We start from the raw sequence: 24,954 nt of genomic DNA on the forward strand, positions 1-24,954 counted from the left end.
ACAGTTCAGATTTGAACCAAAAGAGACAAATCTCTTATCTATGCAAAGACTCAGATATTAAAAACTATGCGCCTTTCGCTGGTCTGGTTGCAGGACAAATCTAATTGCCACCAACCACTTTCTCTTTTGTCGAAGTGTCCGCCAGCTTACGGTAATTTTCCAGTTAGCACATAGCGCAGCACATCGACGACCTGCGCAGGCTCTGATGCCACTGCCAGCGCTGCCGCATCGACTTCTTTGAGTGCATGCCCATGATCCGGCCCGTGCAAAATAACCAATGACTTCCCCAGCGCTGCCGCATAGCCGGCATCGAACGCGGCATTCCATTGCTTGTACTGGTCGCCAAACCGCACAACCACAACGTCGGCGTCGGCAATACCCTTGCGCGTCCTGATCGCGTTGATCTGTGCGCCCTTGCGGTCATGCCAAACTTTGTCATCCTCCGCGCCTAAAATCTCGGCACCGCAATCGTCGCTTGCGGCATGGTCGGTCACCGGTCCAGAGAATATTACGTCCAGACCTGCGGCACCTGCCACGATCTGCTCGCGCCAGTCGGTATGTATCTCGCCCGACAAATACACTTTCAACATCATAAATTCCTCCTGAACAGCCGATACAATCCGCTTCTTCATATATCAAAACAAATTAGGATCCTGCACTCTTGGCAGGTGCAGGATCCGCACTCAGCGGCGCAGCACGCCACCTGTCGCCTTTGTAACCGCACCCACAACGGCTGCACCAACAGCTTCGATATCGGCATCCTTCAGGGTCTGCTCGCGCGGCTGCAATCTTATGGTCAACGCGAGGGATTTCTTCCCCTCACCCAGGCTGCCACCGATGAATTCATCAAACACCCGCGCATCCGTGATGAGCGTCTTATCCGCCCCCATCGCCGCATTCACCAGCGCCAGCGCCTCGACATTCGTATCCACAACAAAAGCAAAATCACGTTCGACCGCTTGCAGATCGCTCACCTTAAGGGCAGGCCGTGTCGCGCCTGTTTTGCGTGGCAGTGGCACTTCGGCGGGCCAAAGCGTGAATGCCATCGCAGGCCCCTTCACATCCATCGCGGCAAGCACCTTGGGGTGTACTTCCCCGAACACGGCCAGCATCTTTTTTGGGCCCAGACAGATCCGGCCATGACGCCCCGGATGCCACCATGTATCACCATCACGCATGATCTGTACCTTCGCGGGCGCGCCGATCGCCGCCAATATGGCCTCGACATCCGCTTTTACGTCAAACACATCGACATCCCGCGCAGCGCCCAGCACATCTTTCGCGCCTGTGCGCCCGACCAGAAGACCGCTCACTTCCATGTGCTGCTCGCCGGGCTCGCCACCGCTAAACGCAGGTCCGACCTCGAACAATGCCATATCGGCAAAACCACGCGCCTGATTGCGCGCAGCGGCCTGCAGCAAACCTGGCAAGAGCGCAGGGCGCATATGGCTCATGTCGTTGCTGATCGGATTCTCCAGACGCGTCGCATCTGTGCCGCCACCAAACAGCGCAGCAGACGGCTGGTCAATAAAGCTGTAGGTCACACACTCGTTATACCCCAGCGCCGCAGCAGTGCGCCGCGCGGCGACTTCGCGCCGTTGGGAGGCGGACATCACGGGGCGCGGCACGCCCGAGGTCAGACGTGGCAACGGACGACCCTCCAGCTTGGTCAGCGACGCGATCCGCGCCACCTCCTCCACCAGATCGGCCTCGCCCTGCACATCGGGGCGCCAGCTCGGTACATGGGCCATATCCCCCTCGAGGCGGAAACCAAGGGCTGTTAGCGTCTGCCGCTGCGTAGCCTCCGGTATCTCCATCCCCACCAAGGATATCACCCGCTTGGCGTTGAGCTTATAGGCGCGTGAAGTATCGGGCACTTTACCTGCACTCACAACTTCCGACGCTTCACCGCCGGCGTGCTCCATAATCATCCGCGTGGCATGCTCCAATCCGTCAGGCGTCCACGCAGGGTCAATCCCCCGCTCGAAACGGTAACGCGCATCGGAATTGATTTTGAGCGCGCGGCCTGTGTACGCCGTGCGCACTGTGTCAAAATATGCGGCTTCAACGAAAACATTCACGGTCTCTTCGGTCACGCCAGTGGCCAGACCGCCCATTACGCCGCCAATGCTCTGCACACCGCTTTCGTCGGAAATCAGCGTCATGCCATCGCTGAATGAATACTCTTTATCATCCAGCCCCATCATTGTCTCGCCACCCCGCGCACGGTGAACACGCAAAGCACCACCCACGATCTTGTCCGCATCAAACACATGCAGCGGGCGGTTGCGGTCATAGGTGTAGAAATTCGTCACATCCACGAGAAAGCTAATCGGCCGAAGGCCAATAGCGCGCAATTTGTCCTGCAGCCACACAGGACTTGGCCCGTTCTTGACCCCCCGAATGACGCGGCCAAAGAACACCGGACACTGGTCCAGCGTGTCATCATCAATGCTTATGCTGACCGGACAGGCAAACGCGCCCTCGACCATACTGACGTCCCGCGCCTTTAGCTTACCCAAACCACGCGCCGCCAGATCCCGCGCAATCCCCCGCACGCCAAGGGCATCGGGACGGTTCGGCGTAATCGCAATCTCGATCACCGGATCAACCTTGCTGGGGTCATTCTCGGCCAGCCAATCGGTGAAGCTGTCACCGACATTGCCCGAAGGCAGCTCGATAATCCCGTCATGCTCCTCGGACAGCTCCAGCTCCCGCTCGGAGGCCATCATGCCAAAGCTTTCGATCCCGCGGATTTTGCCCACACCAATCGTCGTATCAATCCCCGGCACATACACACCCGGCTTGGCGATCACGACGGTGATGCCTTCGCGCGCGTTGGGGGCACCACAGATGATCTGCTGCAGCCCCTCGTCCGTCTCAACCTGACACACACGCAGGCGGTCCGCATCGGGATGCTTCTCGGCGGATTTCACAAAGCCCAAGGTAAACGCGCGCAGCTTTGCGCCACGGTCCTCAACGCCCTCCACTTCCAGACCCAGATCGGTCAGGGCATAGGTGATCTCATCGACCGAAGCCGTGGTGTCGAGGTGCTCTTTGAGCCAAGAGAGAGTGAATTTCATGGTGAGCCTACCGGTTCTGTTTTCTTTTGCTGGTTTAAAAAATTGGCGACCATTGGTCTTACATGCTGAAGGTACGAATAACTTAGCGCAAAGATTGGAATACACCGCTTTTGAGGATGTTTATCAGTCGCTACCTCTACGAATGCAGCCATGAGGTTCTCATCTTGGTTAAACAGTTTGCGCCCATCTGGCGCTCGGGCATTTCCAGTCTGAATTGTATTGCAGTGTCGAACAGTATTTAAACATCTGCGAAAATCTGTTTCCCAAACTAACGAAGGCTCATGTTTAAAGTGCAATGTACCACCCTGCGAAATGTCTAACTGACCATCCTTGATCCCCAATAAATCGCACAGCCGGTAAGCATGAAAACAGAAATTAAACAAATCCTCATTAAAGTCATCGCGGGCTTGCTGGATCCAACCTTCAGCAAAAACGGAAGAGCTAAAAGCGAAGAGTCTGTGGGCGTAACGTTGAGCTGCGCGATGGTGAATAAGTACCACCGCACGTTCGCTAGTTTCTTCACTCACCTACTCAACCCACCATGCAGATTCGGCTGATCCAGGCTCGCGAACCCATAATGCCGCAGCCAACGCAAATCTGAATCAAAGAACGCCCGCAAATCGGGAATCCCGTATTTCAGCATCGCGATCCGGTCGATCCCCATGCCAAAGGCAAAGCCCTGATAGACGTCAGGATCAATCCCGCCCGCCGCCAGCACTTTGGGGTGGACCATGCCAGAGCCGAGGACTTCCATCCATCCGTCGCCCTCACCGATGCGCAGCTGTCCGTCTACCCATGAGCATTGGATATCCACCTCTGCCGAAGGCTCGGTGAAGGGGAAGTGCGACGCACGGAAGCGGGTCTTGATGCCGTCGATCTCGAAGAACGCGGCAAAGAATTCCTCCAGCGTCCATTTCAGGTTCGCCATGGAGATGTCTTTATCAATTGCCAAGCCCTCGACCTGATGGAACATCGGCGTGTGGGTCTGGTCATAGTCGGCACGGTACACGCCACCGGGGCAGATGATGCGCAGCGGCGCGCCTTCGGCCTCCATCGTGCGGATCTGCACGGGGCTGGTATGCGTGCGCAGCACATGCGGCGGGCGGTCGTCGCCTTCTGCACGCGCCATATAGAACGTGTCCATCTCTGCGCGTGCAGGGTGGTGGCCCGGAATGTTGAGCGCGTCGAAGTTGTACCAATCGGTATCAATGCGCGGCCCCTCGGCCACGGAAAACCCCATCTCGGCAAAAATCGCTGTCAACTCTTCGGTCACTTGGGACACAGGGTGCAACGTCCCAGCTGGGCGCACACGCGACGGCAGCGTCACGTCGAGCCATTCACTGCGCAAACGCTCATCCAGCGCGGCATCGCCCAGCGCCATCTTTTTGGCTGCGAGGGCGGAGTTAATCTCGTCCTTGAGCGCGTTGAGCGCGGGGCCAATTGCCTGACGCTCCTCCGCAGTCATTTTGCCCAGTTCGCGCATTTTGAGCGCGACCTCGCCCTTTTTGCCGACAGCGCCCAGCCGGATGTCTTCCAGCGCGGCCTCGTCAGCGGCATTTGCAATCTGGGTAAGGTATTTTTGCTTGAGATCGTCCATAGTGCCTGCGTCCTTGGATATGTCCGAACCTGCTACCAGAACGCCGCGCAAACGCAACCCATTGGCCTTGTACACAGTGGCCCGTCACCCTTTTTGGCGCGATATTCCTGAAGCTGAAGGAAGCCGCAAAGCATACATCGTTAGCAGCTTTTGCGGCGGAAGCACCTGCGCGATACCGGATGCGCCGCCTGACGGGCTCGACGCTATAATCGCGGGCAAGATAGCGCAGCAGTATATTACCTGCGAAAACGAAGAACGCCGCCCCGATACCGGAGCGGCGTTCATAATTTTTCAGTGTAACCGGCGCTTACGCGGCAAGTGACGCCTGTGCCTGCTTTACAATCGCAGCAAACGATTCAGGCTCGTTCACGGCCAGATCGGCCAGAACTTTGCGGTCCACTTCGATACCGGCCAAATTCAGACCGTTGATGAAGCGTGAATACGTCAAATCTGCATCATGCGCGCGCACGGCAGCGTTGATCCGCTGGATCCAAAGCGCGCGGAAATTCCGCTTGCGGACCTTGCGGTCACGGGTTGCGTATTGGTTGGCCTTATCAACAGCCTGACTCGCGACCTTGAAGGTACTCTTGCGACGACCGTAATAGCCTTTTGCCGCTTTGATGATCTTGCGGTGACGGGCGTGGGTAACTGTACCACCTTTTGTACGTGACATTCCGGCTCTCCTTAACGGTCGTAGGGCATAAAGCCCTTGATGATCTTGGCATCGGCAGGACAAAGTGCTGTCGTGCCGCGCGCGTTACGCAGGAACTTGTTGCTCCGCTTGATCATGCCGTGCTGTTTGCCAGCCTGGCTACCGATGACCTTACCGGTCGCCGAGATCTTGAAGCGCTTTTTAGCGCTCGATTTCGTCTTCATCTTGGGCATTTCTGTCTCCTGTAGTTAACAGTTAAAGCGCTGCTCGGCATGCCACTTGAGCCGGCAACGCAGGGATGAAACTGGGCTATAGGATGTGCAGCGATTTAACGCAAGTGCCGATAATGCCCGCGTGCAGTTCGCTTAGGGAACAAAACGCGCGATGACACTCACAAACACATCCGGCAGCTGCTCAAGCCGATAGCCGCCCGGCTTGCCCTGAATGGCAAACAGGATAAGCCCTCCGGCGATCAGAACAGTAATCGCAGAGGCACGCGGTGCACGCCTGTCGGAGAGCGCAGACAAAATAGACGGAATAGACAGCACCGCAATCACGAGACCGATAACCAATGCCAGATCTGAATCCACGAATACTCTCCTACATTAACGTTCCCGCGAACCTACTCTGGATCAGACGCGAAAATCAAACGCTCATCGCAGGGCGCCACGCGCAGAATATTCGTACTGCCGGGCACGTTAAACGGCACGCCCGCTGTAACAACTACGAAATCATCTGCTGTAGCAAAACCTTCTTCACGTGCTGCCCGAACCGCGCTTACCACCGCCTTTTTAAAGCGATCAAGCTCTTCTGTAAGGACACAATTTACCCCCCAGCTGAGCGCGAGCCGTCGGGCCGTGCGCGGCAGCGGGGTCAAGGCAATGATCGGGACGCGTGGCCGCTCACGCGCGGTGAGCAAAGCAGTGGTGCCTGAATGCGTGAAGCAACAGATCGCTTTTACATCCGTCGTCTCGGCAATTTCGCGGGCCGCAGACACCATCGCATCGGCAATGCCTGAGCGCGAAGCGGTTCGGCTTGCCTCGATAATCTGGCGGTAGGTCGGATCACGCTCCACCTCAACGGCGACATTATCCATCGTGGTAACTGCCTCAACGGGGTAGCTGCCTGCTGCTGATTCTGCCGACAGCATGATCGCATCCGCGCCTTCGTAAATCGCCGTTGCCACATCGGATACTTCAGCGCGCGTGGGCATCGGACTCTCGATCATACTTTCCAGCATCTGGGTCGCGACAATCACAGGTTTACCTACAGCGCGACAGCGGCGTACTAGGCGCTTTTGTATCGGCGGCACGGCCGAAACCGGCAACTCAACGCCCAGATCACCCCGCGCCACCATAATTCCGTCACTCACCGCCAGAATATCATCGAACCGCTCCACCGCTGAAGGCTTCTCGATCTTGGACAACAGTGCGGCACGCCCCCGCGCCAATATCCGCGCCTCCTGCACATCTTCGGGCCGCTGCACAAAGCTCAATGCGAGCCAGTCAACGCCAAGCTCGCAGACAAACTCCAGATCGGCGCGATCCTTCTCGCTCAGCGCTGCAAGCGGCAGCACGACATCAGGTACATTCACTCCCTTGCGGTTGGAGATGATTCCACCGGTAACGACCTCGCAGTCCGCAAAATCAGTACCACAGCGCAAAACTTTCAGCCGGATCTTACCGTCATTTACCAGCAGGGATGAACCAGGTTCGAGTGCGGCGAAAATTTCGGGGTGCGGCAGGCAGACACGGCTTGAATCGCCCTCGGCAGGATCGAGATCAAGGCGGAATTCCGCGCCCACAATCAACTCCTCGCTGTCACCCGCGAAAACACCCACGCGCAGCTTGGGTCCCTGCAAATCAGCCAAAATACCTATGGTCGATCCGGTCTCTTCCTCCACCGCACGAATCATGGCGTGCTTGGCGCGGATCTCGTCATGACTGCCGTGGCTCATATTGAGGCGAAACACATCCGCACCCGTCTGGTGCAAAAGTTTTATCATCTCGTGGGTGTCGGATGCTGGCCCAAGGGTCGCGACGATTTTTACGTTGCGTTGGCGTCTCATTCAGGTCGCTCCTAATTTGCCGGTGCTTTCATGCATCAACGGTCGTATCGCAGTTTCCCCTACGACATACCTTGTGCCCTGCCTGACTTGAACCCGAAAACTGTTACAATGCGGTGACACCGCCCACAAGGAAAGGTAGCTTGCCGGAAATTCCACTATCAAACCTACAGGAGCCATTATGCCAGAGCACACCCAGCAGGAAATTGAGTTACAAGCCGCCGCCTTTCGCCGCTTGCAGCAACATCTGATGCAAGATCGCAAAGATGTCCAAAACATCGACATGATGAACCTCGCGGGGTTTTGCCGGAATTGCCTGTCACGGTGGTATCAGGAGGCCGCTGCCGAACGTGGCATCGAGATTGGCAAAATGGAAGCTCGGGAGTTGTTTTACGGGATGAGTATGGAGGAGTGGAAGGCCACCTATCAAACCGATGCCAGCAGCGCGAAGAAGGCAGATTTCGAAACCGCATTTGCCGAGAATGTTACCAAAGAGTGAACGCTGCTGCCCTACAGCAGCCGAGCATTGCTCGATCCGCCCCTATTGCCTTGCGCCAAGCGTCAATGGGGGCGGCAAAGGAAGATTGAGGCCGAAACCGCCCTTAATCTAGCCTTGTTTTCTAAATCCGGCCTGTCCGAGCTGAAGTTTTGCCGAGCATCAGCCCCGCGAGATCCCGAATATCCGGATCAAATTCTTGATCTCGGAACGCGCAAATGCCGCATTAACTGAAATGCAATATTACCAATGTGAGAGGGGAGAAAGCAGGCGGTCTGGCGCGTTACCCGATCAATGTGCGCACTGGGATAGAGGTTTGGGACGATGTTCAGCGACCAAGTGCGCTGACAACGCTTCATGTATCATCGGCTCGTTGAAAGGGCGGGCCAGCGTGCCCCATCCCGCTGCAAGCGCATCGCTTGCCCCGCTTGAATCTGTTGTCAGGATGATACGTGCCCCGCACCTCACGAGAGCAGACATAATACCGCAGGCCAAGACTTCCTCAAAAGAAATTTCCAAGAAAGCAGCTGTTACAGCATCCTCATCGGCCAGCACCGGAGCGATCTGGTCAACATCGGTGACATCAATAACGCGGCAAGGCCCCATCGCCCTCAGCGCGGCGACGATGTCCTCTGAAATAAAACTATCACTCTCCTGCACAAGGAAAACTGGGATCAACGGATCGCTTGATCCGGTTGAAGGTGCTCTGGCCCCATTCGGGGAAATTGGAGTATTCATGCATTCTACATGGAACATAACTCCGCTCCGCGCATTAAACTACGACATAGGATGGAAAAAAATTATATGGCCACCAAATGCGAGAACTGCCCCCTGAGACCGCTTGCCATTTTCAACCCTATGACAGACCGCGAAGTAGGTTTCATGCAAAAATTCAAGGCAGGGGAGCTTGAGGTAGAGGCCGGAACCCCGCTCATGATGGAAGGCTCTAACAGTCCGCAGCTCTACACAGTTCTCGAAGGTATGGGGCTCCGGTACAAGACACTTGAATCCGGTGAACGGACGGTAATAAACTTTGTTTTTCCGGGCGATTTTATCGGGCTTCAGGCCGGTGTCATGAAAGAGATGCAGCATTCCGTCGAGGCGACAACCGCAATGAAGCTTTGTGTTTTTGACCGTAAAATGCTCTGGACTATGTTCAACGAACAGCCCGAACGTTCCTTTGACCTTACGTGGATCGCAGCAGTCGAAGAGCATATTCTGGGCGAAAGCCTGTCGATCATCGGGCAACTGGACGGCGCATCGCGTATTGCACGCGCTTTCGTACGCATAAACGACCGTGCCTCAGCGCTTGGTATGGTAAAAGGAACAGAGACCCCCCTTCCCTACAGGCAGCAGGATCTCGCGGATTCGCTTGGGCTTTCTTTAGTCCATACAAACAAGACGCTTAAAACCCTGCGTGAAAACAACATCGCAACGTGGCGCGACGGGGTTCTCAACATTCTGAATTACGGAGCATTATGCAATGTTGCCCAGCTCGACACCGACCGCGATCCAATGACGCGCCCGTTGATTTAGCAATGAGGCGGGACGGACGATCCGGTCGCCGCCCCGAAATTCGTCAGACAGCGACCTTGCGCATTTCGTCGATATAAATTTCACGTAGCCGCAGGGCCACTTTGCCCGGAACTCCCTCACCAAGGGAAACGCCATCTATCTCGATAACCGGCATCACAAAAGCACTTGCAGAGGTGGTGAAGGCCTCATCCGCGTTTTGTGCTTCCTCAATGGTGAACGACCGCTCCTCGACCTCCATCTGCGCTTCGGCTGCCATGCGCAGGACCGCCTTGCGAGTGATCCCATGCAGGATCTCGGTGCCCAACTGGCGCGTGATGATCTTGTTACCCTTCACGATGTAGGCGTTGTTGGAGGTGCCCTCGGTCACCATCCCGTCCTGCACCATCCACGCATCGTCACATCCGACTTTCTTGGCCATCATTTTGCCCATCGAAGGATAGAGTAACTGCACGGTTTTAATATCCCGCCGCCCCCATCGGATATCCTCGATCGAGATCACTTTTGCACCGCGCTTCGCCGCCGGACTGTCCGCCAGACCAGGTTTGTTCTGGGTGAACATGACAATCGTGGGCTTTGTCGTTTCAGGGTCGGGAAAGACAAAGTCGCGATCACCATCCGAGCCGCGGGTAATCTGGAGATAAATCATCCCCTCGTCGATCTCGTTGATCCGCACTAACTCGCGGTGGACCTCCAGCAGATCTTCCTTGGTGATCGGGTTGAACATATCCAGTTCGCTCAACGAGCGTGCAAGCCGTACCGCATGACCCTCAAAATCGATCAGCTTGCCACCCAGCACAGATGTCACCTCGTAAACCCCGTCAGCCATCAAGAAGCCGCGATCAAAGATCGACACAGTGGCCTCATTCTCGGGCACATACTGCCCGTTCACATAAACTGTCCGCATATCCTTACCCCCACAATGCCGCGCGTGCAGGGTGTACCCCCGCCGCATCAAATTTTAATGGCTCGTCGCGGTCTTCTGCCAACAAAAGCGGACCGTCAAGATCGACATAAGGCATACCCTGCGCCACCAAGACTGCCGGCGCCATGGCCAGCGACGACCCAACCATACACCCCACCATTACATCGTAGCCCTCCGCCAGCGCCGCCGCGCGCAGCGCTAAGGCTTCGGTTAATCCACCTGTTTTATCAAGCTTGATGTTCACCACGTCATATTTGCCCTTCAGGTTCGGCAAGCTGGCGCGGTCATGACAAGATTCGTCAGCACAGACAGGCACCGGCCGCGCCATGCCCCTCAGCGCCTCATCATCACCGGCGGGCAACGGCTGTTCCACCAGCGCCACACCCAGCCGGACCAAATGCGGCGCAAGGTCGGCGTATACTTCTGCCGACCAGCCCTCGTTTGCATCGACGATAATCGTACTTTCGGGCGCACCCGCACGCACTGCCTCCAGACGAGGCATATCGTCCGGCGTGCCCAACTTGATCTTCAGCAACGGGCGGAACGCATGTGCCGCTGCCTGCACCCGCATCGCATCGGGCGTATCGAGCGAGAGCGTATAGGCGGTAATTTCGGGCTTCAAAGGGGCCAGCCCCGCCAACTCCCACACAGCGCGGCCGCTTTGCTTGGCCTCAAGATCCCACAGGGCGCAATCAACTGCATTGCGCGCAGCACCCGCAGGCAACAGATCGTAAAGCGCCGCGCGCGTTATTCGCCCTGACAATCCCTTGATTTGCGCCGTCACCGACTCAAGCGTCTCGCCGTAGCGGGCATAAGGCACACACTCGCCCATGCCAGTTGCGCCTCCGTCTTCTATCCGCACCGTCAACACTTTCGCTTCGGTCCGTGACCCCCGCGAAATTGTAAAAACCTGCGCCAGTCGGAAAACATCCGCCGTCACTTCAATCCGCATGTAACCTCCTCGAAAAAGCAATGCACGACCGTACGCCCGATACACTTTTTCTTCTTTTTCCCGGTAAACTCAAATCCAGCACCTGCAACAGGGGCGCCGGATCAAAGTTTTTCCAACGCCTCCGCGAGCCGTTCCGCCCCGTAGCGGAACGGGTCGACAGTCGGCAATCCCATCTCTACCTCGACACTTGCCAGATAGGTCTTCGCTTCGTCCTCGGACATATGTTGCGTATTTACAGCAATGCCAACCACCTCACAGGCGGAATTGGCCACCCGCGCCAGCGACAAAGACACGTCACGGATCGCCTCAATTGTGGGCACCTTGTAATCGGGCAGTCCACGCATGTGCTTGCGTGTCGGCTCATGGCAGATGATTAGCGCGTCTGGCTGCCCTCCATGGATCAACGCCAGCGTCACACCGGAATAACTAATGTGGTGCAAACTGCCCTGCCCCTCGATCACATCCCAATGATCGGGGTCATTATCGGGCGTCAGATACTCAACCGAGCCTGCCATGAAATCTGCAACAACAGCATCCAGCGGCACGCCGTTGCCTGTGATGAGTATTCCCGTCTGCCCTGTGGCCCGAAAAGTGCTCTTCATCCCGCGCGCCCGCATCGCGCTATCGAGGGCAAGTGCGGTATACATCTTGCCCACCGAACAATCCGTACCAACCGCCAGCACCCGCTTGCCAGTACGCTTCACACCGCTCGCTATCGGATACTCCACCGACGGAATGCGCACATCGTGCAGGATACGTCCTTTTTCGGCCGCCACTTCGACCAGATCTTCCTCTTCACTCAGAAGATTATGCAGACCGGAGGCAAGGTCGTACCCCATTCCCATCGCCTCAATCAGGACGGATTTCCACGCCTGAGAGATATATCCGCCGCGGTTGGCGACCCCGATCACCAGCGTCTTGGCTCCAGCTGCTTTTGCATGGGCAAGTGTCATATCCCGCAGACCGACATCCGCCTTACACCCTTCCATTCGCAACTGGCCGACGGCATTCTCCGGGCGCCAGTCCTTGATCCCCTGCGCTACTTTTGCGGACAACTGGTCCGGTGCATCGCCGAGAAATAGCAGGTAAGGTGTTTGGATCATAGTCGATTCTCCGAAAATATGGGCGTTAGGGCCAGATTGCTGCAAAGCGCCCGCAATTCAATCGCAATAGTGGGGCAAACCCGCAACTGGGCGCACGATCTTAGCGCATCTGGACCTATACGCGCATAATTTTTGCACTGCCGCAATTGCTGCAAGTGCAAAAAGTCCCTTGCGGCATAGCGCGCAATTTTATAACCCCTCAAGGCAATGATACGACATTTTATGTCTCAAAAGGATTACACCCCATGAGCTTTCGCGTTCAACCTACTCCTGTCGCCCGCCCGAACCGCTGCCAGCTTTTCGGCCCCGGCTCGAACACAAAACTCTTCGCCAAAATGGCGGCCTCCGCTGCCGATGTGATCAACCTCGACCTCGAAGATAGCGTGGCGCCTTCGGACAAAGATATGGCCCGCGCCAATGTCATCGAGGCGATCAATACCGTCGACTGGGGCACCAAAACTATATCCGTACGCATTAACAGCCTCGATACCCCATACTGGTACCGCGATGTCGTTGATCTGCTTGAGCAGGCTTCCGAGCGTCTGGACATGATCATGATTCCCAAAGTGGGATGCGCTGCAGACGTCTATGCCGTAGATGCGCTCGTGAGTGCGATTGAGGCTGCAAAGGGTCGCAAAAAACGTATCGCTCTTGAGGTAATCATTGAAAGCGCCGCAGGCATTGCCCACGTCGAGGAAATAGCTGCGTCCTCCCCCCGCCTTGAGGCGATGAGCCTTGGCGCGGCGGATTTTGCGGCCTCTATGGGCATGCAAACAACCGGGATTGGCGGCACTCAGGAAAATTACTACATGCTGCACGATGGAGCAAAGCACTGGTCTGACCCGTGGCACTGGGCGCAGACAGCAATTGTCGCCGCTTGCCGTACCCACGGCGTCCTGCCTGTGGATGGTCCCTTCGGTGACTTCTCCGATGATGAAGGCTGTCGCGCGCAGGCCCGGCGCTCCGCCACGCTCGGCATGGTCGGAAAATGGGCGATCCATCCAAAACAGATCGCCATCTCGAACGAAGTATTCACTCCCTCCGAAGAAGCCGTCACTGAGGCCCGCGAGATCCTTGCCGCGATGGAGGAGGCCAAGGCAAACGGTGAAGGAGCCACAGTTTACAAAGGGCGTCTCGTTGACATCGCTTCAATCAAACAAGCCGAAGTCATCGTGCGCCAGTCCGAGATGATCGCAGGCTAAGAGAAACTTATTCATAAACGAAACGGCCTGTCATCGACGGGCCGTTTTCATTTTACCCACGTGATATTGCCACAAGTCAGACTGCCACAAAAAAGTGGCGTCAGCTCAAACCATACGCATGTGGCACACTGCGCATCTCATTCTCGTATGAAATCTGGACCTTGGCCATATAAAGCGAAATCGCCAACATCGTCCCCAACAGGCCAACGAGTACGAAATTAACAAAAGCCATATTCAGACACCTTTACAACACATTCCTGTCACATTCAGAGCAGCCACTTTTCAACTGTGCAAGAAATTCAGTGTAAACAAACTGTTTCCCCCCCGAGAAGCAGTCAATCAAGAGTCCCATCCCGTCATTATCCGAATGTTCCAACGTATTTGGTCAAAATTTACCAATATCATCCGGCGGCATTTTGGCGCAAAGAGGCGTCATGACACCCGATGCCCTCCTCGCTCTCGTTCTGTTTGCACTGGTAAGCTCCTCCACTCCGGGGCCGAACAACCTCATGTTGATGGCCTCGGGTGCTAACTTTGGCTTTGCCCGCACAATCCCGCACATGCTGGGAATTTCTATCGGCTTTATGGTAATGCTTTTCGCCGTAGGCGCAGGCCTGATCCAGATTTTCGATCGCTTTCCGGTCATCTATACCCTGCTGAAAATAGCCAGCGTGGTATATATGCTATGGCTCGCGTGGAAAATTGCACATGCGGCACCTGTCACCAAAAAGGCTAACGCAGGCGCTCCTATGACGTTTTTTCAGGCAGCGGCGTTCCAATGGGTTAATCCAAAAGCATGGGCAATGGCACTCACCGCGATCACCGTCTACTTAGGCGAAGCCAACACGCTATGGCTTGCGGTTGGCGCGCTGGTATTCGCCGTGACCAACCTGCCATCGGTTTCTCTTTGGACTGTTGCGGGCCAGCAGCTACAGCGCGTGCTGACCAATCCGCACCGCCTGCGCATCTATAACTGGAGCATGGCCGCCCTGCTGGTTCTCTCCCTCTACCCGGTGCTAGGGATTTGAGTGCCGTTGCATCATTTCGCGATCACAGCCATATAAGGCTCACCACCAGTGCGGAGCGCATCAAATGACCCAGTATATGGATTTCGAAAAACCCCTCGCCGAGATCGAGGGAAAAGCGGAAGAGCTGCGCGCAATGGCGCGGCGCGATCCGGGAACAGACATGACCGCTGAGGCAAAGGCGCTTGATGCAAAAGCGGCCAAGATGCTGGACGATCTTTATAAAAACCTCACGCCGTGGCGGAAGTGTCAGGTGGCACGCCACCCCGACCGCCCCCATTGCAAAGACTACATCGAGGCGCTTTTTACGGAATACACCCCTCTGGCCGGTGACCGCAACTTTGCCGACGACCACGCCGTGATGGGCGGTCTTGCGCGCTTCCACGATAAGCCGGTGATGGTAATTGGCCATGAAAAAGGCAACGATACGAAATCGCGTATCGAACGGAACTTTGGCATGGCCCGCCCCGAGGGCTATCGCAAGGCCGTGCGCCTGATGGAAATGGCCCACCGCTTTGGCCTTCCCGTCATCACACTCGTCGATACGCCCGGCGCCTATCCAGGCAAAGGCGCCGAAGAACGCGGCCAATCCGAGGCGATCGCCCGCGCCACACAGAAATGCCTTGAAATCGGTGTCCCGCTAGTGAGCGTGATCATCGGTGAAGGTGGATCGGGCGGCGCTGTCGCGTTCGCCACAGCCAACCGCGTCGCAATGCTCGAACACTCTGTGTACTCCGTCATCTCCCCCGAAGGCTGTGCTTCGATCCTGTGGAAAGATGCCGAGAAAATGCGCGAGGCAGCCGAGGCCCTGCGCCTCACAGCCCAAGACCTCAAGCAGCTCGGCGTGAATGACCGCATCATCCCCGAGCCGAAAGGCGGCGCGCACCGCGACCCTCAAAAGGCCATCGCGGCTGTCTCCGAAGCTATTTCCGAAATGCTGAAATCGCTTGAGGGCAAAAGCCCAAAGGCTCTGATCAAAGACCGCCGCGAGAAATATCTAGACATGGGTGATCGCGGGTTGGCCGCCTGATTACCCTTTTTCCCATCGCGACAAACCTCCCGGGCGCGCTCACGATTGTGACGCGTCCGCAGATGCTACATGACGATATCAAAACTACCAGATCCGCAGGCGTAACCACTCTTATCTCCCTTCTAGAACCCGACGAGGCCAAAAGATGCGGTCTCGAAAAAGAAGCCGAGATCTGCAACAGCTTTGACATTACTTTCCAGAACTATCCAATTCGCGACATGCATCTTCCCGAGCCAGCAGCCTTCGCCGCATTCGCTGAACAGATCGCCATCCGCATCCGTGCCGGCGAAAATGTTGCCTTGCATTGCTACGCCAGCATCGGCCGCTCCGGCATGCTTACCTGTGCAATTCTCGGCCACTTTGGATATATCGGCGCTACAGCAATCGCGCATACCAGCAAGATGCGCGGCCAGCAGATACCTGACACACCCCAACAAGTTGAGTTCATCACACAAATCATGGAAAAACCTTGCCTCTGATGTGACTCAACTTTCTGCAGTTTTCCGGTAAGCTCAAGTTTCGCAGGTGTAGAATGCGGTGCGTTCAACTCGCCAGCATCCGCAACCCCTGCGTCACATCCGAACGCACCGCAAGGCGAAGTCCGGGCTCGTCCCCCGCCCGCAAGGCCGCAATAATCAGCTTGTGGAAGTGCGGCGGATCAGTGCGCCGTAGGCGGCCATAAAGCGCGCGCATTGTCGGTCCCATCTGAAGCCAGACAGTCTCTGCCATTGCCAGCATCGCTGGCGCTTGGGCGCGGAGGTAAAGTGTGCGATGAAATTCCAGATTGGTACGGATATAGCCGACGGCATCACGCTGCACGACCGCCTCGGCCACTTTCGCATTTATGTTCTGCAACCGTTCAATAAGCGCAAGATGCGCACGTGGCAGGGCCCGGCTGGCCAGCTCCACCTCAATCAGCGCACGCAGTGCCGCCAACTCCTCGATTCGCTCGTTGCTCAGCAGGGGTGTAGAAATCCGCCCCGAGTTCGACATGCTCAAAGCTCCTTCAGCCACCAGCCTCCGGACGGATTCCCGTGCAGGTGTCATGGACACGCCGTATTCCTTGCCGAGCCCCCGCAGCGTCAGGGCGTGCCCAGGCGGAATATCTCCGTGCATGATCCGCGACCGCAAGTGGCGGTACACACGGTCATGGGCTAGCGGGGCAGGGTCTACTGGACGGGGGATCAAACTCATATCCGATTTGTGATCACAACGCTGGACAGCGTCAAGAGATCTCTTAAGACACAAAGAGAATTGCCCTTGGCGCGGCCCCCGTAACAGAAGATATTCAGTTTCAAAACAATGCGCTAAAAAGGAAATGAAATGAACCCGTGGATCCTTCTAATCATCGCTGGTCTGCTGGAGGTCGTTTGGGCAAGTGCGCTGAAAGCATCAAACGGCTTTACGATTCTCGGCCCCAGTTTGCTGACAGGCATTGCTGCATTCGTCAGCTTCGGGCTGCTAGGCCTCGCGATGAAGGAATTGCCCCTCGGCACTGCTTACGGTGTCTGGGTCGGCATTGGCGCAATCGGAGCGGCAATCGCGGGGATTGTCATGTTTGGAGACGCAGCAACACCCTTGCGCTTTGCAGGAATCGCCCTCGTCACCGCAGGCATAATCGCGCTAAAACTGGCCTAAAATTTATAGCGGTGCAGGGTGCTGCCATGAAGTCGCAGCCATCCACGCGCAGCGGCGTAATCGCCGTAGATTCGCGTGACTTCATCCCAAAATGCCTGCGAGTGATTCATTTGCGCCAGATGCGCGACCTCGTGCGCCGCCACGTAATCCAGCACTTCTGGCGGCGCCATCACCAGCCGCCATGAATACATCAACCCACCGTCCGAGGTACATGACCCCCAGCGTGAGCGGGTATCGCGCAATGAGAGCCGAGCATAGGACCGACCCAGAATTGCTGCGTAGTCATCGCTCGCACCGGCCAGCCGGTCGCGGGCAATCTCACGCAGATGCGCACCCAACCGCGCACCTACACGCTCCGCCGGGCCGGGCACAAAAATGCCCTCCGGCGTTATCTGGACCCTCCGCCCTTTGCCCGCGCTTATACGGTACATCTTGCCGCTCAAGGGCAACTCCGATCCAAGACCTACAAGCACATCATCCCCTCGTGCCTCAAGATGCTTGCGAATCCATTCCTCCTTGCTGCGGGCAAAATCCAGCGCTTCGCGTTCCGCCAGCCTTTTAGGCATGGTCAGCGTTACCCGCCCGTCCAGCTGGCTGATGCGCAGCGATATGCGCTTTGCCTGCGCAGAGCGCCGCAAGATCAGGGGAATGGGCGGATCACCGGGCAGATGCGGGTCAGACATGCAAGTTACTCAAGAGGGGGCAGAAGGGGGTCAGACGGCTTTGGGCTGGACAGCCTCCCCTGCTTATGGCAATTGCCCATGAAACTAAAGTCACATCATCCGTCACTGGACCAGTATCAAAGGGGAAATCCATGCCCAACGAAGAATGGGGAACCAAGCGCCTGTGCCCCACCACGGGCAAGCGTTTCTACGACCTGAACAAGAATCCGATTATTAGCCCCTATACGGGCGAAGTCGTCGAAGTCGACCAGTCCAAATCGCGCATGATTGCCGCCGACGCGGAAGACGCGGCGACAGCAAAAGCAAAAGCATCCGAGGTCACCACAGACGATGATGATCTGGTAGATGACGAAGACGTTGATGTGGATCTGGACGATGATCTGCTGGACGACGATGAGGATGACGATGATACTGTACCGCTTGATGAAATCGCGGACGTAGCGTCGAACGACGACGACTAAACATTGTGGCGGCGGGATTTGCGTTTTTCGCTTGATCCCGCCGCCGCTTGTGCCTAGTACACGGCGCATCGGCCCACGCTGGGCCACACCAGACACCCCTATAAGGGTGGACCAGACCACGCTTGCGTGACTGGGGCATTAGCTCAGCTGGGAGAGCGCCTGCATGGCATGCAGGAGGTCAGCGGTTCGATCCCGCTATGCTCCACCAAGCGTCTTACAAAGTAAGAGCGCCGGTTCGTTAGGTTATCCTCCACCAAAGTTTCCCTATTACTATTGAGGATACTTCGCTCTGCGGGCTTTATATAACCCGTCTACAAGAATCGCCCTGAAGTCATTCACGTTCGTGCCCGTTGGTCCTGTAACAAACAGTCCGCCCACCGCGTCGAACGCCCCCCATGCATCATGCCGCCTCAGGGCATCTGCCGGATCGACACCTGCCGCTCGCATAGCTGCCGCTGTACCCCCGCTTGCAAATGCCCCCGCGTTTTCTTCTGAGCCGTCGATCCCGTCAGTATCTGCGGCAAGCGCGGTAATCCCTGCAATCCCGTCAATCTCTTGGGCAAAACCCAAGAGGAACGCCGTATTCCGGCCACCCCGCCCTCCCTTATGGCGCAGGGTCACTGTCGTCTCGCCCCCTGACAGAATAACCACGGGTGCCGTAAACGGACGGCCATGTGCAGCAACCTCGCGGGCGATCGCCGCGTGCATTTGGCCGATCACCTCTGCCTCCCCCTCGATTGCATCCGACAGAATCACTGCAGGAATACCTGCAGCCTGTGCCCGTGCTGCCGCAGCCTCCAGCGACAGGCGGGCCGAGGCGATAACCCGGACCTCGTTTCGCGCAAACAACGGATCATCGGGCCGTGGCGCAGCCGACAATGCGGCCAAAACAGCTTCAGGTATGACAATCTCCCGTGCCGCAATCATCGCCTGCGCTTCCGCCAGCGACACGCTGTCTGGCACTGTGGGGCCCGATGCAACTTGTGCGGGATCATCGCCAGGAACGTCTGACACGACCAGACTAATCACTCTTGCAGGATACGCAGCCGCCGCGAGCCTGCCCCCCTTGATTCCGCTGGCATGTTTACGGATCGCATTCATCACACCGATAGGTACGCCGCTGGCCAGCAATGCCTCACTCAGTGCCTGCTCGTCCGCCAGCGTCAGCCCCGTAGGCGGACACGGCAATAGCGCCGATCCCCCGCCACACACCAACGCCACCACCAGATCATCAGGCCCCAGACCCGCCACTGCATCGAATAGCGCGGCAGTTGCCACCATACCTTTTGCATCGGGCACAGGATGCGCCGCCTCCATCACACGGATATGTTTCGTTGGGCAGGCATAGCCATAGCGCGTGACCACAACACCTTCCAACGGCCCGTCCCACAAATCCTCAAAAGCTGCCGCAAGCTGCGCCGCCCCCTTGCCTGCACCGACAACTACCAGCCGCCCCTTGGGGCGCTTTGGCATGTGCGGGCGCAACGCCTCACAAGCATCCGCCGCACTGACCGCAGCCTCGAACAGCCCTGTCAAAAACGCTTTCTTGTCTAGATCAATCATACGCCAAACTCCGCACGCAGAGCGGCCTTTTGTACCTTGCCCATCGTATTGCGCGGAAGCGCCTCCACGATCCGGTATTCGCGCGGCTGCTTGAACCGCGCCAGCGCAGTGCCCACCGCCGTCTTCACCACCTCGAGATCAATCCGTTCACCAGCGCGCGCCACCAGCACGGCCAACGGCACTTCGCCCAGATCGCTGTGCGGCACACCGATCACCGCGCTCTCCAGCACGCCGTTCTGCGCATCCAGCAACTCCTCCAGCTCCTTGGGATAAATATTGTATCCACCAGAAATAATCAGATCCTTACCGCGTCCCACAATTGTGACATAGCCATCGGCGTCCTGAACACCCAGATCCCCTGTGATAAACCAGCCATCTGGGCGCATCTCCTCTTCGGTTTTCTGTGGCATGTTCCAGTATCCCAGAAATACGTTCGGTCCCCGCACCTCCACCACACCCGTCTCGCCGCGTGGCAACTCGTTTCCGTGCGCATCCGCGATCCTCAGGGCCACATCCGGCAGGGGCAGACCCACCGTCCCTGCCCTCCGCTCTCCCTGATAAGGGTTAGAGGTATTCATATTCGTCTCGGTCATGCCGTAACGCTCGAGGATTTTATGCCCTGTCCGCGCCTCGAACGTCAGATGCGTATCGGCCAGAAGCGGCGCGGAGCCGGAGATGAACAGTCGCATGTTTGCAGTCAGATCACCGTCAAGCCGCGCATCGTCAAGCAGTCGGGTATAGAATGTTGGCACCCCCATCATCGCAGTCGCACGCGGCATCCACTCGATCAGCTGCTCTACGTCCAGCTTGGGCAAAAATACCATTGCCCCACCTGACACGAGCATGACGTTCGTCGCGACAAACAGACCGTGCGTGTGGAAAATCGGCAGCGCATGCAGAAGTACATCTTCACGTGTAAACTCCCATAACTCTGCAAGCGTCACCGCATTCGAGATCAGGTTTTTCTGCGTTAGCATCGCCCCTTTGGAGCGTCCTGTGGTTCCGGAGGTATAAAGAAAAGCTGCCAGATTTTCCTCGTGGCGCTCTACCGTATCGAACGACCGCGGCTGTGCGTCCGCCGCTTTGCTCAGACTGCCACCACGATTATCCAGTGTTGCAAAGGCCGCGCCGGATGCTTGCGCCACAACGCGCAATTCAACATCCCGCGCCGGATCTCCCACTAACAGCGCCGCGCCACTGTCTTTCACAAAATAGCTGAGCTCAGCCGCTGTATAGGCCGTATTGAGCGGCAAAAACACCGCTCCCATTTGCGCACAAGCCGCATAAAGAGCCAGCATATCCGGGCATTTCGCGACCTGCACCGCGACACGGTCGCCTGCATGCACCCCCAATCCCCGCAATGCATGCGCAAGCTGCGCAGCACGTGCCAGAAACGCGCCATGCGTAATCACCTCACCGTCAGGCAGATATAAAAAAGGCGTTTCCTTGGCCGCATGTGGCGCAAACAGAGTATCGAAAAGGGGGTTCTTCATGGGGATGCCTTTATGTTGAACACCCTACCTTAGCCCAGCACTTCGGTCGTGCAAATTGGTGAAAAATCTAGACATCAGTGAAAGTCACGCGATTTGGGGATCACACGCACGTCACGCGGATGCTGCCGGCCGCCCGACACCTGCGAGGGCAGCGGGTTCGTCGGATGATCCCCGCGCACAGTGATAGCAGGCACCCGTTCGTTCGCCAGTGTATCAAGGCGCGCAGTGCGGTCCTCCAACCGCTCCGCCACTACATGGATAACGCGTCCGTCCGTCTGCATGCGCCCATGTACCACCAGCAGGCGCGCGGTCATAATCAATGCGCGGTAATGCTCGAACAGCTTGGGCCATATCACAAGGTTTGCAACCCCGTCCTCATCCTCGATTGTGATGAAACACACGCCCTTGGCACTGCCGGGTTTTTGCCGCACCAGCACCAGCCCCGCCAATGACACCCGTGCACCATGCCCCATATGAATGAGGTTATGCGTGCTGCTAAACCCTTGCTTACGGAGCGAGCTCCGAAAAAACCCCATGGGGTGCGCCTTGAGCGATAACCGCAGCGTCTGGTAATCTGCCACCACATGCTCCGCCTGCGCCATGGCGGGTAAAACCGTCTCCGGCTCCGCCCCCTCTCCGGCCGCCTGCGCATGATCAAAAAGCGCCAGACGCGGTGCATCGCGCAGCCCCTGCGCCTGCCAAAGCGCAGCGCGACGGTCGATCCCGCAGGAGCGAAACGCATCTGCCGCCGCCAGTTTGCCGATGATCCCACGGTCCAGCTTTGCCCGCGTTTTTACATCTCCCACGTCAACAAACGGCTCGTTGCGCGCGCCCATCACGCGCAGTGCCGCATCCATCCGCATGCCGTCAACCTGCCGCAACCCCAGTCGCAGCGCAAAGCCAGCAGCACTTGGCTCCAGCGTGCAATCCCAGTCGGAATAATTCACGTCTACCGCCCGCACCTCTACTCCGTGCTCGCGGGCGTCGCGCACAATTTGTGCAGGCGCGTAGAACCCCATTGGCTGCGAATTGAGCAGCCCGCAGGCGAAGGCTGCCGGATAATGGCATTTCATCCAGCTCGATACATAGACAAGTTTGGCAAAGCTCGCAGCGTGACTTTCGGGAAATCCATAATCGCCGAACCCTTTGATCTGGTTGAAACACCGCTGCGCAAACTCTTGGTCGTAGCCGCGCTCGGTCATCCGGCTCACCATCTTTTGCTGGAGCAGTTCGATGGTGCCACGCGACCGGAAAGTGGCCATCGCCTTGCGCAGCTCATTGGCTTCCTTTGGCGTAAAGCGTGCCGCATCAATGGCAATCTTCATCGCCTGCTCCTGAAAAATCGGCACGCCCAAAGTGCGCCCGACGATCTTCATCAACTCGTCCTGCGGATACTCGGGTCCAGGCGCGGGATAGCTGACCCCCTCTAGCCCCTGCCGCCTGCGCAAATAGGGATGCACCATATCGCCCTGAATCGGACCCGGGCGTACAATCGCTACCTCAATCACCAGATCGTAAAACTTGCGCGGCCGCAGCTTGGGCAGCATCGCCATTTGTGCGCGACTTTCCACCTGAAACACACCCAGAGAATCCCCCGCGCACAGCATGTCATAGGTATCCTCATCGTCCGATGGTACAGACGCCAGATCATGCGAGATCCCATAGTGGGCGCGCATAAGATCAAACACACGCGCGATGCACGTCAGCATTCCCAGCGCCAGAATATCCACTTTGAAGATGCCCAGTGCATCAATGTCATCTTTGTCCCATTCGATAAAACTGCGCTCGGGCATTGCGCCATTTCCAATAGGTACCATCTCGGTCAAAGGTCGCTCGGTCAGGATAAATCCGCCCACATGCTGGCTTAGGTGTCGGGGCATTCCGGTCATTTGCCGCGCAATCGCGATAACGCGGCGCAGGTAGGGATCGCTCAGATCCATCCCCGCGTCACGCACACGCTCGTCTGCCATCTGCCCCTCGAAACTCCCCCAGACAGTGCTTGCCAGCTTCGAGGTCACGTCTTCACTGAGCCCCATCGCCTTGCCGACTTCGCGAATGGCAGAGCGCGGACGATAGTGGATTACTGTTGCACACAGCCCCGCCCGTTCCCGCCCGTATTTCGCATACATATACTGGATCACTTCTTCACGTCGCTCGTGCTCGAAATCCACGTCGATATCGGGTGGCTCGTCGCGCTCCTCGCTCAGGAAACGCTCGAACAGCACATCATGCTCCTCAGGGTCCACCGCTGTAATCTCCAAGCAGAAACACACCACCGAATTGGCGGCAGATCCGCGCCCCTGACACAGAATCGGAGGGCAGGCCTCCTCACGCGCGAACCGTACGATGTCGTTGATGGTCAGGAAATACCGCGCAATCTTTTTGGATCGGATGAGGTCGAACTCCTTTTCGATGATCCCCCGCACCCTCTCGGTCACACCGCTCGGATAGCGCCGCGCTGCGCCCTCCCACGTCAGCCGCTCCAGCTCCTCCATCGCTGTGCGCCCCTGCGGCACAATCTCGTGCGGGTACTCATATTTGAGGTCATCAAGTGAAAATTCACATCCGTCTGCCACTTCCCGCGTGGCACGGATTGCATGAGGCCAAGCGGCAAACAGACGGCACATCTCGGCAGGTGGCTTCAAATATCGCTCGGCATTCGCTTCCAGCAAGAACCCCGCGGTATCAATGGTCTTACCATGTCTGATGCAGGTCATCACATCCTGCAAAGGCCGGCGTGCCGGACTGTGATAAAGCACGTCGTTCGTCGCCAGAATGCCCAAGCCATGGGCCCGCGCAATCCTGTCCAGCCTGTTGATCCGCCCCACATCATCGCCACGGTAGAGATATGCCGCGCCCACATGACGCAACGTCGGCAGCGCGTTGCACAACCGCCCAAGCCCTGCCTCGAACACTTCCAGCTGTGCAGGGGGCATCACGACCAACTGTACGCCCTTGCTGTGCGTTGCCACCATTTCCAGAGTCAGATGCGTCACGCCTTTGGCCTGCCACGCCCCTTCCATATCCGCCATCTTCCCCCGCGACAGCAGAGTCGACAACCGCGCATAGGCCTCGCGGTCGCGTGGATAGGCCAGCATCTCCGTCCCGCACAAAAGCACCAAGCGTGCCCCAATCAGCGGCCGCACCTTGGCCGTGCGCGCCTCCATATGCATCCGGACAACACCCGCCAGTGTATTGTGGTCCGCCACGCCAATACTGTGATAGCCCAAAAGATTTGACGTCACTGCCAGATCGACAGCATCAGATGCTGCGCGCAAAAATGAAAAACATGTCGAAAGGCCCAGCTCAACAAAGGGGCCAGGATCATTGGGATGAAACGGGTCGTCGTCCTCGATCGACCGTCGTTTATGTCCTTCTTTCTGTGGCATAGGTGGCAGCCTTTACCTTTTCATCTTCACGGGTGGGTGGGCGGGATGTCGCGGCACGCGCATT

At 57.3% G+C, this 24,954-nt stretch carries 26 protein-coding genes and 1 tRNA gene; 9 read left to right on the forward strand and 18 right to left on the reverse strand.

Features of this window, described 5'->3' with window-relative positions:
• Positions 1–146: 146 nt before the first annotated feature.
• From C8N30_RS06030 to pyk, 8 genes are all read right to left on the reverse strand, one after another.
• Positions 147–593 carry a YtoQ family protein gene (locus C8N30_RS06030; protein ID WP_025063604.1) on the reverse strand — a complete coding sequence of 149 codons (447 nt, stop codon included), beginning with the start codon at positions 591–593 and terminating at the stop codon, positions 147–149.
• Positions 594–683: 90 nt separating this feature from the next.
• A complete protein-coding gene (gene pheT / locus C8N30_RS06035) occupies positions 684–3,083 on the reverse strand; it encodes a phenylalanine--tRNA ligase subunit beta (RefSeq protein WP_025063605.1) in 2,400 nt (799 codons plus the stop codon).
• Positions 3,080–3,610, reverse strand: a complete 531-nt coding sequence (locus C8N30_RS19175; protein WP_147419680.1) for a hypothetical protein — start codon at positions 3,608–3,610, stop codon at positions 3,080–3,082. Before C8N30_RS19175 ends, pheT begins: the two co-directional genes overlap by 4 nt.
• Positions 3,607–4,680, reverse strand: a complete 1,074-nt coding sequence (gene pheS / locus C8N30_RS06040; RefSeq protein ID WP_025063606.1) for a phenylalanine--tRNA ligase subunit alpha — start codon at positions 4,678–4,680, stop codon at positions 3,607–3,609. The genes C8N30_RS19175 and pheS overlap by 4 nt, the downstream gene beginning before the upstream one ends.
• 307 nt (positions 4,681–4,987) lie before the next feature.
• Positions 4,988–5,353, reverse strand: coding sequence for a 50S ribosomal protein L20 (rplT, locus tag C8N30_RS06050; protein WP_025063608.1), 366 nt, complete (start codon positions 5,351–5,353; stop codon positions 4,988–4,990).
• Between the two features lie 11 nt (positions 5,354–5,364).
• Positions 5,365–5,565: a 50S ribosomal protein L35 gene (gene rpmI / locus C8N30_RS06055; RefSeq protein ID WP_025063609.1), complete on the reverse strand. Its 201-nt coding sequence runs from the start codon at positions 5,563–5,565 to the stop codon at positions 5,365–5,367.
• Positions 5,566–5,697: 132 nt separating this feature from the next.
• A complete protein-coding gene (locus tag C8N30_RS06060; RefSeq protein ID WP_025063610.1) occupies positions 5,698–5,922 on the reverse strand; it encodes a hypothetical protein in 225 nt (74 codons plus the stop codon).
• Between the two features lie 32 nt (positions 5,923–5,954).
• The gene (gene pyk, locus C8N30_RS06065) at positions 5,955–7,400 is read right to left on the reverse strand and encodes a pyruvate kinase (RefSeq protein WP_025063611.1); all 1,446 of its coding nucleotides are present in this window, start codon (positions 7,398–7,400) and stop codon (positions 5,955–5,957) included.
• Between the two features lie 178 nt (positions 7,401–7,578).
• Here pyk and C8N30_RS06070 point away from each other — a divergent pair, with 178 nt between their 5' ends.
• Complete coding sequence (locus C8N30_RS06070; RefSeq protein ID WP_025063612.1) at positions 7,579–7,896, forward strand: DUF1244 domain-containing protein; 318 nt, start codon at positions 7,579–7,581, stop codon at positions 7,894–7,896.
• 288 nt (positions 7,897–8,184) lie between these two features.
• On the opposite strand, the gene C8N30_RS06075 is transcribed toward C8N30_RS06070, so the two are convergent.
• Positions 8,185–8,631: a Rossmann-fold NAD(P)-binding domain-containing protein gene (locus C8N30_RS06075; protein ID WP_147419681.1), complete on the reverse strand. Its 447-nt coding sequence runs from the start codon at positions 8,629–8,631 to the stop codon at positions 8,185–8,187.
• Positions 8,632–8,697: 66 nt separating this feature from the next.
• Between C8N30_RS06075 and C8N30_RS06080 the strand changes: the two genes are divergently transcribed.
• On the forward strand, positions 8,698–9,429 hold the full coding sequence (locus C8N30_RS06080; RefSeq protein ID WP_025063614.1) for a Crp/Fnr family transcriptional regulator: 732 nt from the start codon (positions 8,698–8,700) through the stop codon (positions 9,427–9,429).
• A gap of 43 nt (positions 9,430–9,472) precedes the next feature.
• On the opposite strand, the gene C8N30_RS06085 is transcribed toward C8N30_RS06080, so the two are convergent.
• The 3 genes from C8N30_RS06085 to dgcN form a co-directional block, all read right to left on the reverse strand.
• The gene (locus C8N30_RS06085; RefSeq protein WP_025063615.1) at positions 9,473–10,333 is read right to left on the reverse strand and encodes a D-amino-acid transaminase; all 861 of its coding nucleotides are present in this window, start codon (positions 10,331–10,333) and stop codon (positions 9,473–9,475) included.
• Positions 10,334–10,337: 4 nt separating this feature from the next.
• A complete protein-coding gene (gene dgcA / locus C8N30_RS06090; protein WP_025063616.1) occupies positions 10,338–11,303 on the reverse strand; it encodes an N-acetyl-D-Glu racemase DgcA in 966 nt (321 codons plus the stop codon).
• A 101-nt stretch (positions 11,304–11,404) separates the two neighbouring features.
• Positions 11,405–12,406, reverse strand: a complete 1,002-nt coding sequence (dgcN, locus tag C8N30_RS06095) for an N-acetyltransferase DgcN (RefSeq protein WP_025063617.1) — start codon at positions 12,404–12,406, stop codon at positions 11,405–11,407.
• 245 nt (positions 12,407–12,651) lie between these two features.
• Between dgcN and C8N30_RS06100 the strand changes: the two genes are divergently transcribed.
• Complete coding sequence (locus C8N30_RS06100; protein WP_025063618.1) at positions 12,652–13,608, forward strand: L-malyl-CoA/beta-methylmalyl-CoA lyase; 957 nt, start codon at positions 12,652–12,654, stop codon at positions 13,606–13,608.
• Positions 13,609–13,708: 100 nt separating this feature from the next.
• On the opposite strand, the gene C8N30_RS19780 is transcribed toward C8N30_RS06100, so the two are convergent.
• Positions 13,709–13,840, reverse strand: a complete 132-nt coding sequence (locus tag C8N30_RS19780) for a hypothetical protein (RefSeq protein ID WP_269667568.1) — start codon at positions 13,838–13,840, stop codon at positions 13,709–13,711.
• A 202-nt stretch (positions 13,841–14,042) separates the two neighbouring features.
• Between C8N30_RS19780 and C8N30_RS06105 the strand changes: the two genes are divergently transcribed.
• The 3 genes from C8N30_RS06105 (at position 14,043) to C8N30_RS06115 (ending at position 16,142) form a co-directional block, all read left to right on the forward strand.
• Positions 14,043–14,636: a LysE family translocator gene (locus C8N30_RS06105; protein ID WP_025063619.1), complete on the forward strand. Its 594-nt coding sequence runs from the start codon at positions 14,043–14,045 to the stop codon at positions 14,634–14,636.
• A 64-nt stretch (positions 14,637–14,700) separates the two neighbouring features.
• A complete protein-coding gene (locus C8N30_RS06110) occupies positions 14,701–15,663 on the forward strand; it encodes an acetyl-CoA carboxylase carboxyltransferase subunit alpha (RefSeq protein ID WP_025063620.1) in 963 nt (320 codons plus the stop codon).
• A gap of 14 nt (positions 15,664–15,677) precedes the next feature.
• Complete coding sequence (locus C8N30_RS06115; protein WP_409373589.1) at positions 15,678–16,142, forward strand: protein-tyrosine phosphatase family protein; 465 nt, start codon at positions 15,678–15,680, stop codon at positions 16,140–16,142.
• 64 nt (positions 16,143–16,206) lie between these two features.
• Here the strand turns inward: C8N30_RS06115 and C8N30_RS06120 are convergent, their stop codons facing one another.
• A complete protein-coding gene (locus C8N30_RS06120; protein WP_025063622.1) occupies positions 16,207–16,857 on the reverse strand; it encodes a GntR family transcriptional regulator in 651 nt (216 codons plus the stop codon).
• Positions 16,858–16,986: 129 nt separating this feature from the next.
• Between C8N30_RS06120 and C8N30_RS06125 the strand changes: the two genes are divergently transcribed.
• Entirely contained in the window at positions 16,987–17,301 is a 315-nt protein-coding gene (locus C8N30_RS06125) for a DMT family transporter (RefSeq protein WP_025063623.1), read from the forward strand.
• Here the strand turns inward: C8N30_RS06125 and C8N30_RS06130 are convergent.
• Positions 17,298–17,984 (reverse strand): M48 family metallopeptidase, encoded by a 687-nt coding sequence (locus C8N30_RS06130; protein ID WP_025063624.1) that lies wholly within the window; start codon positions 17,982–17,984, stop codon positions 17,298–17,300. The two genes, C8N30_RS06125 and C8N30_RS06130, sit on opposite strands and share 4 nt — an antisense overlap.
• Positions 17,985–18,115: 131 nt before the next feature.
• On the opposite strand from C8N30_RS06130, the gene C8N30_RS06135 reads away from it, so the two are divergent.
• On the forward strand, positions 18,116–18,445 hold the full coding sequence (locus C8N30_RS06135; protein WP_025063625.1) for a TIGR02300 family protein: 330 nt from the start codon (positions 18,116–18,118) through the stop codon (positions 18,443–18,445).
• 132 nt (positions 18,446–18,577) lie between these two features.
• A tRNA-Ala gene (locus tag C8N30_RS06140) sits at positions 18,578–18,653 on the forward strand.
• A 62-nt stretch (positions 18,654–18,715) separates the two neighbouring features.
• Here C8N30_RS06140 and C8N30_RS06145 read toward each other — a convergent pair.
• From C8N30_RS06145 to C8N30_RS06155, 3 genes are all read right to left on the reverse strand, one after another.
• A complete protein-coding gene (locus tag C8N30_RS06145) occupies positions 18,716–20,008 on the reverse strand; it encodes a glycerate kinase type-2 family protein (RefSeq protein WP_037968007.1) in 1,293 nt (430 codons plus the stop codon).
• Complete coding sequence (locus C8N30_RS06150) at positions 20,005–21,501, reverse strand: malonate--CoA ligase (protein WP_025063627.1); 1,497 nt, start codon at positions 21,499–21,501, stop codon at positions 20,005–20,007. The genes C8N30_RS06145 and C8N30_RS06150 overlap by 4 nt, the downstream gene beginning before the upstream one ends.
• A gap of 74 nt (positions 21,502–21,575) precedes the next feature.
• On the reverse strand, positions 21,576–24,890 hold the full coding sequence (locus C8N30_RS06155; RefSeq protein WP_025063628.1) for an error-prone DNA polymerase: 3,315 nt from the start codon (positions 24,888–24,890) through the stop codon (positions 21,576–21,578).
• Positions 24,891–24,954 lie beyond the last annotated feature (64 nt).

The sequence above is a fragment of the Sulfitobacter guttiformis genome, from assembly GCF_003610455.1.
GTDB lineage: Bacteria > Pseudomonadota > Alphaproteobacteria > Rhodobacterales > Rhodobacteraceae > Sulfitobacter > Sulfitobacter guttiformis.

Excerpts from the sequence above, each read along its gene's own strand:
- C8N30_RS06135 (WP_025063625.1), top strand. The coding sequence starts at position 18,116 with ATGCCCAACGAAGAATGGGGAACCAAGCGCCTGTGCCCCACCACGGGC.
- C8N30_RS06145 (WP_037968007.1), bottom strand. The coding sequence starts at position 20,008 with ATGATTGATCTAGACAAGAAAGCGTTTTTGACAGGGCTGTTCGAGGCT.
- dgcN (WP_025063617.1), bottom strand. The coding sequence starts at position 12,406 with ATGATCCAAACACCTTACCTGCTATTTCTCGGCGATGCACCGGACCAG.
- C8N30_RS06080 (WP_025063614.1), top strand. The coding sequence starts at position 8,698 with ATGGCCACCAAATGCGAGAACTGCCCCCTGAGACCGCTTGCCATTTTC.
- pyk (WP_025063611.1), bottom strand. The coding sequence starts at position 7,400 with ATGAGACGCCAACGCAACGTAAAAATCGTCGCGACCCTTGGGCCAGCA.
- C8N30_RS06070 (WP_025063612.1), top strand. The coding sequence starts at position 7,579 with ATGCCAGAGCACACCCAGCAGGAAATTGAGTTACAAGCCGCCGCCTTT.
- rpmI (WP_025063609.1), bottom strand. The coding sequence starts at position 5,565 with ATGCCCAAGATGAAGACGAAATCGAGCGCTAAAAAGCGCTTCAAGATC.
- C8N30_RS06110 (WP_025063620.1), top strand. The coding sequence starts at position 14,701 with ATGACCCAGTATATGGATTTCGAAAAACCCCTCGCCGAGATCGAGGGA.
- C8N30_RS19780 (WP_269667568.1), bottom strand. The coding sequence starts at position 13,840 with ATGGCTTTTGTTAATTTCGTACTCGTTGGCCTGTTGGGGACGATGTTG.
- C8N30_RS06120 (WP_025063622.1), bottom strand. The coding sequence starts at position 16,857 with ATGAGTTTGATCCCCCGTCCAGTAGACCCTGCCCCGCTAGCCCATGAC.
- C8N30_RS06030 (WP_025063604.1), bottom strand. The coding sequence starts at position 593 with ATGATGTTGAAAGTGTATTTGTCGGGCGAGATACATACCGACTGGCGC.
- C8N30_RS06085 (WP_025063615.1), bottom strand. The coding sequence starts at position 10,333 with ATGCGGACAGTTTATGTGAACGGGCAGTATGTGCCCGAGAATGAGGCC.
- C8N30_RS06130 (WP_025063624.1), bottom strand. The coding sequence starts at position 17,984 with ATGTCTGACCCGCATCTGCCCGGTGATCCGCCCATTCCCCTGATCTTG.
- C8N30_RS06075 (WP_147419681.1), bottom strand. The coding sequence starts at position 8,631 with ATGAATACTCCAATTTCCCCGAATGGGGCCAGAGCACCTTCAACCGGA.
- C8N30_RS06125 (WP_025063623.1), top strand. The coding sequence starts at position 16,987 with ATGAACCCGTGGATCCTTCTAATCATCGCTGGTCTGCTGGAGGTCGTT.
- C8N30_RS06150 (WP_025063627.1), bottom strand. The coding sequence starts at position 21,501 with ATGAAGAACCCCCTTTTCGATACTCTGTTTGCGCCACATGCGGCCAAG.
- pheS (WP_025063606.1), bottom strand. The coding sequence starts at position 4,680 with ATGGACGATCTCAAGCAAAAATACCTTACCCAGATTGCAAATGCCGCT.
- C8N30_RS06105 (WP_025063619.1), top strand. The coding sequence starts at position 14,043 with ATGACACCCGATGCCCTCCTCGCTCTCGTTCTGTTTGCACTGGTAAGC.
- C8N30_RS06100 (WP_025063618.1), top strand. The coding sequence starts at position 12,652 with ATGAGCTTTCGCGTTCAACCTACTCCTGTCGCCCGCCCGAACCGCTGC.
- rplT (WP_025063608.1), bottom strand. The coding sequence starts at position 5,353 with ATGTCACGTACAAAAGGTGGTACAGTTACCCACGCCCGTCACCGCAAG.
- C8N30_RS06155 (WP_025063628.1), bottom strand. The coding sequence starts at position 24,890 with ATGCCACAGAAAGAAGGACATAAACGACGGTCGATCGAGGACGACGAC.
- pheT (WP_025063605.1), bottom strand. The coding sequence starts at position 3,083 with ATGAAATTCACTCTCTCTTGGCTCAAAGAGCACCTCGACACCACGGCT.
- dgcA (WP_025063616.1), bottom strand. The coding sequence starts at position 11,303 with ATGCGGATTGAAGTGACGGCGGATGTTTTCCGACTGGCGCAGGTTTTT.